The following is an 8662-nucleotide window of genomic DNA, read 5'->3' as shown; positions in this document are numbered from 1 at the left end:
TGGAAGAGCAGGCCGATGCCTCGCTGACCGCCTATAACAATGACGACGGTGATTTTGCTGAGGCGGTACGCGCAAGGATCTCCGAACTCAATGCCGAGGTCGAATTGATCCAGATGATGGCCGAGCGGGCCAAAACTCTGGCAAGTTTCCGTTATTTGACCACGGAAGCCTCAAACATTCCCTCCTTTTCAATGACCGATTTGCAGGATTGATCATCATGGCTAATTTCATTCGTCCATTGGGCTTTATAGTGCTCGGCGGGATCGCTGGCGTCGGTGCCGCCTATTGGCTGGCACCGGGAATGGTTTCAGATCCAACCGTAGATGGGGTCGGTAACGAGGAAAAGGAGCCGCTCTACTGGGTGGCGCCCATGGACCCTAATTTTAAAAGCGACAAACCCGGGAAATCACCTATGGGGATGGACCTGATTCCAGTGTTTGAGGATGCCGGGTCAGCTGACGACCCGGCCGGTACCGTTCGTATTTCGCCTGCCGTGGTCAACAACCTGGGAGTTCGCACCGAGCCCGTCATCCAGGGACGCTTGCCGAACACCATCACTACTGTGGGCTACGTCCAATATAACGAAGATGAGATGGCCCACGTGCATCCCAGAGTAGAGGGCTGGATCGAAGCGCTCTACGTGAAAGCTGAGGGGGAACCAGTCGAAAAAGGCAAGCCTCTGTATACCCTCTATTCACCCACATTGGTCAATGCTCAGGAGGAGTTGCTCCTGGCACTGAACCGGGGGAATCAGCGACTGATCAATGCCGCTGAGGAACGGTTGGCTGCTCTGAATGTGCCGGCTAGCCTGATACGGCAGCTGCGCCAGACAAGAAACATACAGAGAACGATGACCGTATACGCCCCAAGCTCGGGCGTTATCGACAATCTGAACGTTCGCGAGGGCATGTTCATAAAGCCCGGAGACCGGGTTTTGTCGATTGCTGCACTGGATGAAGTCTGGGTGATTGGCGAGGTATTTGAAAGCCAGCTCTCGGCCGTGGAGGGCGATAGCCGGGTGATGATGACCCTGGATTACATGCCCGGGCGCCAGTGGCGCGGAAAAGTGGACTATGTGTATCCCGAGGTTAATCCGGAAACCCGGACGGCCCGGGTCCGGATGCGGTTTGACAATTCCGACGGAGCTTTGCTGCCCGGCATGTTTGCTCGCCTGGAGGTCCAGGGGGATCGTGGGCAAAGACGCCTGTTGGTGCCGCGTGAATCGATCATCCGCACTGGACAAAGCGACCGTCTGGTGGTGGCGCTGGAACAGGGTGCCTTCAAGTCCGTTAACGTCACTGTGGGGCGGATTGGCGATAAGTACGCGGAAATACTGGGGGGGATTGAGCCTGGGGAAACTGTGGTGACGTCTGCGCAGTTCCTGATCGACTCCGAGTCCAGCAAGACTTCGGATTTCCAGCGAATGTCGGCATCAGGCAGCAACGCCATGGATTCACAGATGGATCATTCGGGGCACGTCATGGATCCGGAGAAAGCGGAGCCCAAAAGCGAACCTGAGACGATGGACCATAGTTCCATGAATCATGGCGGAGGCGAATCATGATCGCTGCCATCATTCACTGGTCTGTTCGTAATCGATTTCTGGTATTGCTGGCCACCTTGCTTATTACAGGGCTTGGCCTCTACTCGCTGAGCAAGACGCCGGTAGATGCGCTGCCGGATCTTTCGGATGTGCAGGTCATTATCAAAACCAGCTTTCCGGGCCAGGCACCACAAGTGGTGGAAGACCAGGTGACCTATCCACTGACCACCGCCATGCTGTCGGTGCCGGGTGCCAAGACGGTCCGGGGTTACTCCTTCTTTGGGGACTCCTACGTTTATGTGATCTTCGATGAAGACACCGACATGTACTGGGCTCGCTCCCGGGTGCTGGAGTACCTGTCCCAGGTGGCCCCGAGCCTTCCAGACTCGGCCCGCCCGCAACTGGGGCCGGACGCAACCGGGGTTGGCTGGGTTTACCTCTACGCTCTGGTGGATCGCACCGGGAACAACGATCTGAGCCAGCTGCGCAGCCTGCAGGACTGGTTTCTGAAATACGAACTCCAAACAGTGCCAGGCGTGTCCGAAGTGGCCGCGCTTGGTGGCATGGTGAAGCAGTATCAGGTCAAGGTCAGCCCGGAAAAGCTCAGGGCGTTGGGAATTCCCCTGGCTCATGTCCAGAACGCCATCAAGAGGGGCAATCAGGAAGTGGGCGCCTCGGTCATCGAGATGGCCGAGGCGGAATACATGGTGCGCACGTCCGGCTACATCCAGTCCCGTGAGGACCTGCTGTCGATTCCGTTGGGGCTTGATGACAACGGCACCCCCGTGCTCCTGAAAGACGTGGCCACTGTTGAGATTGGGCCGCAGATGCGGCGCGGGGTGGCTGAGCTGAATGGCGAAGGCGAGACCGTCGGTGGCATAGTAGTGATGCGCTTCGGTGAAAACGCCCAGGCAACCATCAATGGCGTGAAGGCGAAACTGGAGGAACTGAAATCCAGTTTGCCGGAAGGTGTCGAGGTGGTAACGGTTTATGATCGCTCCGGTCTGATTGAGCGGGCGGTGAATAATCTCGGGTTCAAGCTGCTTGAAGAGTTTCTGGTGGTGGGCCTGGTGTGCATCATCTTTTTGTTCCACGTTCGCTCGTCGTTGGTGGCGATTCTCAGCCTGCCGGTTGGCATTCTGGCGGCCTTTATTGTCATGTACTGGCAGGGAATCAACGCCAATATTATGTCCCTCGGGGGGATTGCGATTGCGATCGGGGCGATGATCGATGGCGCCATCGTCATGATCGAGAACATGCACAAACATATGGAGCGGACCCCGTTAACCCCTGAGAACCGATGGGAGGTCGTGGCCAGATCGGCCTCCGAGGTCGGGCCAGCCCTGTTTTTTTCGCTCCTGATCATCACCGTCAGTTTTGTGCCGGTATTTGCGCTGGAAGCGCAGGAAGGCCGGATGTTTGCACCGCTGGCTTTCACGAAGACCTACGCCATGGCAGCCAGTGCGGCCCTGGCGGTGACGCTGGTTCCCGTGCTCATGGGCTATTTCATTCGCGGCAAAGTGCTGCCGGAACACAAGAATCCCGTGAATCGTCTGCTGGTCGGTGCCTATCTGCCGGCGCTGAAGCTCGTCCTTCGATTCCCGAAAAGTACGGTTATGGCCGCACTGCTTGCACTGGTTGTGGGCCTGTGGCCGGCCACCAAAATCGGGAGTGAATTCATTCCTCCGCTGGATGAGGGCGACCTGATGTACATGCCAACCACCTACCCGGGTATTTCAATTGGCAAGGCCCGGCAGCTGCTGCAGCAAACCGACAAACTGATTGCCACGGTACCGGAAGTAAAAACGGTATTCGGCAAAGTCGGGCGGGCGGATACCGCGACCGATCCAGCACCGTTGACGATGATCGAGACATTTATCCAGTTAAAGCCCAGGGATGAATGGCGGGAAGGGATGACGACGGAAAAGCTCAAGCAGGAGCTCAATACCCTGATCCGTTTCCCGGGGGTAACTAATGCCTGGGTCATGCCCATCATAACCCGCATCGATATGCTGGCGACGGGTATTAAAACGCCAGTCGGTATCAAAGTGGCAGGTCCGGATCTTGCCATTATCCAGGACATTGGCAAACGGCTTGAGGAAATCATCGTTGATATTCCCGGCACCGCCTCTGTTTATTCAGAGCGGGTTGCCGGTGGTCGATACATCAAGGCGGATATCGATCGCGAGCGAGCAGCCCGCTACGGACTGAACATAGCGGATGTTCAGCAGATTGTTGCTTCGGCGATCGGCGGTATTAATGTATCACGGACGATCGAAGGGCTTGAGCGCTACCCGGTCAATCTGCGCTATCCCCAGGACTACCGGGATTCCCCAGAGAAGCTCGAGCAGTTGCCAATCGTTACGTCAACGGGGCAACGGATTGCGCTGGCCGACGTCGCCGATATTCGGGTTGAAGACGGTCCTCCCGCCATCAAAAGTGAAAACGCCCGCCTCAATGGCTGGACCTTCGTGGATATTGAAGGGGTCGATGTCGGCACTTATGTGGAGCAGGCCATGGCCACCGTGAACAAGGAACTTGACCTGCCTGCGGGCTATTCGGTTACCTGGTCTGGCCAGTATGAGTACATGCTGCGTGCCAAGGAAAAGCTCACCTACGTGGTGCCGCTGACGCTGGCGATTATCGTCATTCTGCTGTTCCTGAACTTCCGCCGTTTTGCGGAAGTGGGCATCATCATGGGTACGCTGCCGTTTGCCATGATTGGCGCAATCTGGCTGATGTATCTGCTGGGCTATAACTTTTCGGTTGCGGTCGGTGTAGGCTTCATTGCGCTGGCCGGCGTTGCCGTGGAGATTGGTGTGATCATGCTGGTGTATCTGAACCAGTCTTACGAGGAAATGTTGCAAACCTGTAAGGAGAAGGGGGCGACTCCAAGACGCGAGACGTTGCGCCATGCCGTGCTTCATGGTGCCGGATTGCGCGTGCGGCCTATAATGATGACTGCTGCTGCTATTATCGGAGGTTTGGTGCCTATCATGGTTGGCACTGGTACCGGCTCCGAAGTCATGGGGCGCATAGCTGCACCAATGGTCGGTGGGATGATATCTGCTGTGATTTTGGCGCTGTTGGTGATACCGGTAGGTTACTATCTCTGGAAATGCAGGAGTTTTTCCGAAGCGTAAAGAAAGTTAGACCTCGCCATATTGCTTTCGAGATTCTGGCGAGGTCTGATGATGCATTGGTGTCTGGGTAATGTTGTTATAAAGCAAGAGCCTGGGTATTGTCCCAGGCAGATATTCTGGCATCATATTGCTTGGGGAGGTTTCCGGCCCTCTAAAAGGCCGAGAACAACAGCGATGAGGTAGGCAAACTTGATGGCGCTCAATCATGTCTTGCATGAAGTCCTCGTGCCTTTGTGATTCGCCATTCGTTTGGATTCTGCATGATAAGGTATGTTACGTAGCGCGTCTGTTAACCATGCCCATAGGTATGAGCTCCCTCGTGCTTGTAGTCAGGGTGTTCAAATTCCAGTGTTGAATGAGTTATGTTGAATTCTTTCACCAGAGCCTGTTTTATCCTGTCCTTGATTTTCTCAAGTTCATTCCATGTACTTATTTCGACAACCACACGGGCGTCGAGCGAGGCATCATGCTCACCCACCTGCCAAAAATGTACGGGGTGAAGTCGATAACTCCTTCTAAGTCTGATACTGCCCCAATGACGGAATCTGTGCCGATATCCTCGGGACTCCCCAGCATGAGTGTTCTGATGGTCCCGCCAATTTCTGTCAGGTCCAGGTAGAGAATATAGCTGGCCATGCCAATGGTGATTGCGGAATCAACCCAGCGCATGTCGTAGAGCAAGATAAGAGCTCCGCCTATAACACTGCTATTGACGCAAACGCATCAGACAAGTTGTGTAAAACAACGCATGAATATTAACGCTGCCCTTCTGCATTGAGTAGGTCAGCAGCGCGCTCAACGCGTCCATTATCAGTGCAACAATGTAAGTCAGACTACCCAACACCCCTTGAGTTCCAGCGGATCTGGGAACCGCATGACACCCTCGTATATCAGGTAGGGCCCTATCATGATCAAGGTGGTGTATTTAACAGCGCAACACCTACCTTTATTCGCCCGTAGCCGAAGGTCAGCTTTTATTCAGCCGGGCGACGCGCAATCTTACGGGCCGCGAACGCGATAATCAGCGATGCCATGTCCCAGAAGTTATGTATAGCATCGGCAATCAGCGCCAAGCTGCCGGCAAAGTCCTTTCCGCGATCTGGACGAGAGTCAGGATGCCGTTTGCCCAGATGGCTACTGCAACCCGTTTATGCTTGGTTTCAGGGGGAATGTGAAATAGCTGTATACTGAAAAAGTGTGCTTTCCCTCATATAGGTTTCGAAGTAATGCGGGAAGAAGCGTTAATTGGTTGCTTCCAATGTTCGCATTGCGACCAAAGGTTTCGACAACAAGGCGTTTTGGATTCATAGATAACGCGGAGTGGCTGTGCCTTGGAGATGGTGAGGTGGAAACCGTGCAATGGTCTTTTTACTGAGTGATATAGCAGCGGCCTAAAGTGACTGGGCTCCAGCAAGGCACAATTTGGGCACAGGCAAATAAAAAAGGCCTGCGTTTTCACGCAAGCCTTTGAAAATAATGGCGCGCCCGATAGGATTCGAACCTATGACCTTTGCCTCCGGAGGGCAACGCTCTATCCAGCTGAGCTACGGGCGCTTCGAGCTCGACGATGACTCGCCGATTTCGAGTGCGCAATCTTACGTGCGTAGCGGGTGTCTGTCCAGCCCCCGGCGGCAAGTCCTGACCTCAGTTCTGGGGTAGTCGCTGCTCGGGGGTAATCGATACCAGATTGTTGTCATTGCTGAAGGTGACCTCGCCATCCTGGATGGTCACCTGGAAGCTCATGGACCGGTCCGCGAGCGCTGCCAGGGCCTCAGTGCTGTCGCCGGGTAGGTGAACAATGGTGAGGTTGTCGAAACGTTCCAGCTTGCCGTGATGTTTGTCCCACCAGACTGGGAATGCGCGATCGCCATAGGTGTAGAGGATCACTTTCCCGGCGCGGTTGCAGGCCTTCCTTATTCGGTCTTCTTCTGGCAGGCCAAGCTCGATCCATAATTCAATTTCGCCGGTCAGGTCTTTCTGCCACAGCTCTGGCTCATCATCGGTGCTCAGGCCTTTGGTAAATTCGAGGGTGTCGCCGGCGTTCAGGGCAAAGGCAAGCAGCCGGATCATCACGCGCAGGTCCGTTTCCGACGGATGCTGGGCGATGGTCAATTGATGATCCGCGTAGTAGTGACGGTCCATGTCGGCGATGTTGAGCGTCGCCTTGAGGATGGTTGCTTTGAGCGCCATGGGCTTCCTGCATTGGTATCGGGATAGGGGTTTGGGCTAGTGTAATGCAATTCTTTCCCGGGTGAGTGTAAGCGCATGCCGATGTTGCGTGGTTTTCTGGTTCTGGTGCTGTTTTTTATTCTTGGCGAGTCTGTGCGCCTGCTGCTGGCGTTGCCGGTGAGTGGCGGCGTGCTGGGGATGGTGGTCATTACCTTCACGCTGATGCTTAAAGGCAACGTGAGTGATGATCTTGCTCGGGCCAGCCAGGGGCTTATATCGGTGCTGGTGCTCTTGATCATGCCGGGGGTGGTGGGTGTGTTTTTCACGGCGAACCAGTTCTCCGGGCAGTGGCTGGCGGTTGCGGCGGCATTGCTGGTGGGCACCTTTCTCAGTGTGCTGACTACCTTGTTGTTGATGAAGGCGGTGACGAAAAGAGGCGTTAGCGATGGTGAGTGAGCTCCTTGCGCGCTTCCAGGCCCTGCCGGAGTCGCTTGCCGCCACCCCGATTCTTGCGATCGGTTTGACCCTCGGTGCCTTTTTTGCCGGCAACTGGCTGTTCTCCCGCATTGGCCGGCCTATCTGGCTGCCGCCGGTTGTTTTGTCTGCGTGTCTTTTATCTGGCTTCATCGCGTTGGCGGTGGATTACCAGGATTACCAACAGGGCGCGCGGTGGCTGACGGTGTTGCTGGGGCCTGCCACCGTCGCACTCGGGATTCCCTTGTACCAGCAGATGCACCATATCCGTGCCATGTGGCGCCCGATTGTGGTCACGCTGCCGATTGCCGCCACCATGGCGGCGGTTTACGCCGTGGTGATTGGCTGGGCTCTGGGGGCCACACCGGAGGTCCTGGCATCGCTGGCGCCCAAGTCGGTTACTGCGCCTATCGCCATCGGTATTACCGAGCAGTTGGGCGGTTCGGTGCCCCTGATGATGGGCGGGCTCCTGATCACGGGCGTGGTGGCAACCCTCTTCGTTGACCTGCTCGCGCGGCTTTTGCCTGTTGAGGACGAACGGATTCTGGGCTTTGCCCTGGGGCTGAATGGCCATGCCATCGGAACCGCGAGGGCGTTTGAAATCAGCCATAGCGCCGGCGCGTTTGCGTCTCTGGGAATGGGACTTACCGGTGTGTTTACTGCCCTGATCCTGCCTCTGGTTTTCCGGCTGTAAGTCTGCGCCAAATCAGGTCATTCACCTGGCGTATAGCCCCATGTCGCAATTTCGATTGCCCTAAGTGTTTTCCGAGACTAGCTTGTTGGCCAGGCATTCGGCGCCGTTCTGCGCCGATGTTCCGTGAAAATTCCTAAAACAGCGACGGAAAACGCGATGAAAAAACTGATTGCAGCATTTGTCGGTTCCATGGCCCTGGCGGCGGCGCCGGTAGCCCTGTCTGCCGAGGCGACCAAGGAACTGAAGATGGCGTACGACGCCGACCCCGTGACCCTCGACATTCATGAGCAGCTGTCTGGTGGCATTCTCCAGCTGTCTCATATGACCTTTGATCCGCTGTTGCGCTGGACCAAGGATCTTGGTTTCGAGCCGCGCCTGGCAGAGAGCTGGACCCGGGTTGATGAAAACACCATGCGCTTCAAACTCCGTTAGGGCGTGAAGTTCCATTCCGGCAACGAGCTGACGACCGCGGATGTGAAGTTCACTTTCGACCGCCTGAAGCAGAGCCAGGATTTCAAGGCCATCTTCAAGCCCTTCAGCGGCATCAACATCATCGATGATTACACCTTCGAGCTGGTCACCAGTGAGCCCTATCCGCTGCTGCTGAACACCGCCACCTATATCTTCCCGTTCGACAGC

Annotated in this window: 9 protein-coding genes, 1 tRNA gene and 1 pseudogene; 7 read left to right on the top strand and 4 right to left on the bottom strand. The window is 55.8% G+C overall.

Annotated features, from left to right (window positions below):
• The 3 genes and pseudogenes from B2W52_RS19275 to B2W52_RS19265 form a co-directional block, all read left to right on the top strand.
• Positions 1-212 (top strand): annotated as a pseudogene (locus B2W52_RS19275) (TolC family protein); the annotation flags it as partial.
• 5 nt (positions 213-217) lie between these two features.
• Positions 218-1564 carry an efflux RND transporter periplasmic adaptor subunit gene (locus tag B2W52_RS19270; protein WP_272999319.1) on the top strand — a complete coding sequence of 449 codons (1347 nt, stop codon included), beginning with the start codon at positions 218-220 and terminating at the stop codon, positions 1562-1564.
• The gene (locus B2W52_RS19265) at positions 1561-4686 is read left to right on the top strand and encodes an efflux RND transporter permease subunit (protein ID WP_273070166.1); all 3126 of its coding nucleotides are present in this window, start codon (positions 1561-1563) and stop codon (positions 4684-4686) included. The genes B2W52_RS19270 and B2W52_RS19265 overlap by 4 nt, the downstream gene beginning before the upstream one ends.
• A gap of 429 nt (positions 4687-5115) precedes the next feature.
• Here the strand turns inward: B2W52_RS19265 and B2W52_RS19260 are convergent, their stop codons facing one another.
• The 4 genes from B2W52_RS19260 to B2W52_RS19245 form a co-directional block, all read right to left on the bottom strand.
• Positions 5116-5367, bottom strand: a complete 252-nt coding sequence (locus tag B2W52_RS19260; RefSeq protein WP_241956279.1) for a cation diffusion facilitator family transporter — start codon at positions 5365-5367, stop codon at positions 5116-5118.
• Between the two features lie 293 nt (positions 5368-5660).
• Complete coding sequence (locus B2W52_RS19255) at positions 5661-5720, bottom strand: hypothetical protein (RefSeq protein ID WP_248185651.1); 60 nt, start codon at positions 5718-5720, stop codon at positions 5661-5663.
• Between the two features lie 443 nt (positions 5721-6163).
• A tRNA-Arg gene (locus B2W52_RS19250) sits at positions 6164-6240 on the bottom strand.
• 90 nt (positions 6241-6330) lie between these two features.
• Positions 6331-6876 (bottom strand): YaeQ family protein, encoded by a 546-nt coding sequence (locus B2W52_RS19245; protein ID WP_008169944.1) that lies wholly within the window; start codon positions 6874-6876, stop codon positions 6331-6333.
• A 75-nt stretch (positions 6877-6951) separates the two neighbouring features.
• On the opposite strand from B2W52_RS19245, the gene B2W52_RS19240 reads away from it, so the two are divergent.
• The 4 genes from B2W52_RS19240 to B2W52_RS22260 form a co-directional block, all read left to right on the top strand.
• Positions 6952-7311: a CidA/LrgA family protein gene (locus B2W52_RS19240; protein WP_008169943.1), complete on the top strand. Its 360-nt coding sequence runs from the start codon at positions 6952-6954 to the stop codon at positions 7309-7311.
• Complete coding sequence (locus B2W52_RS19235) at positions 7301-8023, top strand: LrgB family protein (protein ID WP_014575815.1); 723 nt, start codon at positions 7301-7303, stop codon at positions 8021-8023. The genes B2W52_RS19240 and B2W52_RS19235 overlap by 11 nt, the downstream gene beginning before the upstream one ends.
• A gap of 156 nt (positions 8024-8179) precedes the next feature.
• Complete coding sequence (locus B2W52_RS22265; protein WP_227507707.1) at positions 8180-8455, top strand: hypothetical protein; 276 nt, start codon at positions 8180-8182, stop codon at positions 8453-8455.
• A gap of 3 nt (positions 8456-8458) precedes the next feature.
• The coding region (locus tag B2W52_RS22260; RefSeq protein WP_349677087.1) for an ABC transporter substrate-binding protein at positions 8459-8662 on the top strand (204 nt) is incomplete at its 3' end.

The organism is Marinobacter sp. UBA2498 (genome assembly GCF_002341575.1).
Lineage (GTDB): Bacteria > Pseudomonadota > Gammaproteobacteria > Pseudomonadales > Oleiphilaceae > Marinobacter > Marinobacter manganoxydans.
The sequence above is the reverse complement of the archived record's forward strand: the minus strand, read 5'-3'. Positions and strand labels throughout refer to the sequence as shown.

Bases quoted from the DNA above. Each gene is read 5' to 3' on its own strand.
- B2W52_RS19245 (WP_008169944.1), bottom strand. From the start codon at position 6,876: ATGGCGCTCAAAGCAACCATCCTCAAGGCGACGCTCAACATCGCCGAC.
- B2W52_RS19265 (WP_273070166.1), top strand. From the start codon at position 1,561: ATGATCGCTGCCATCATTCACTGGTCTGTTCGTAATCGATTTCTGGTA.
- B2W52_RS22265 (WP_227507707.1), top strand. From the start codon at position 8,180: ATGAAAAAACTGATTGCAGCATTTGTCGGTTCCATGGCCCTGGCGGCG.
- B2W52_RS19235 (WP_014575815.1), top strand. From the start codon at position 7,301: ATGGTGAGTGAGCTCCTTGCGCGCTTCCAGGCCCTGCCGGAGTCGCTT.
- B2W52_RS19270 (WP_272999319.1), top strand. From the start codon at position 218: ATGGCTAATTTCATTCGTCCATTGGGCTTTATAGTGCTCGGCGGGATC.
- B2W52_RS19240 (WP_008169943.1), top strand. From the start codon at position 6,952: ATGCCGATGTTGCGTGGTTTTCTGGTTCTGGTGCTGTTTTTTATTCTT.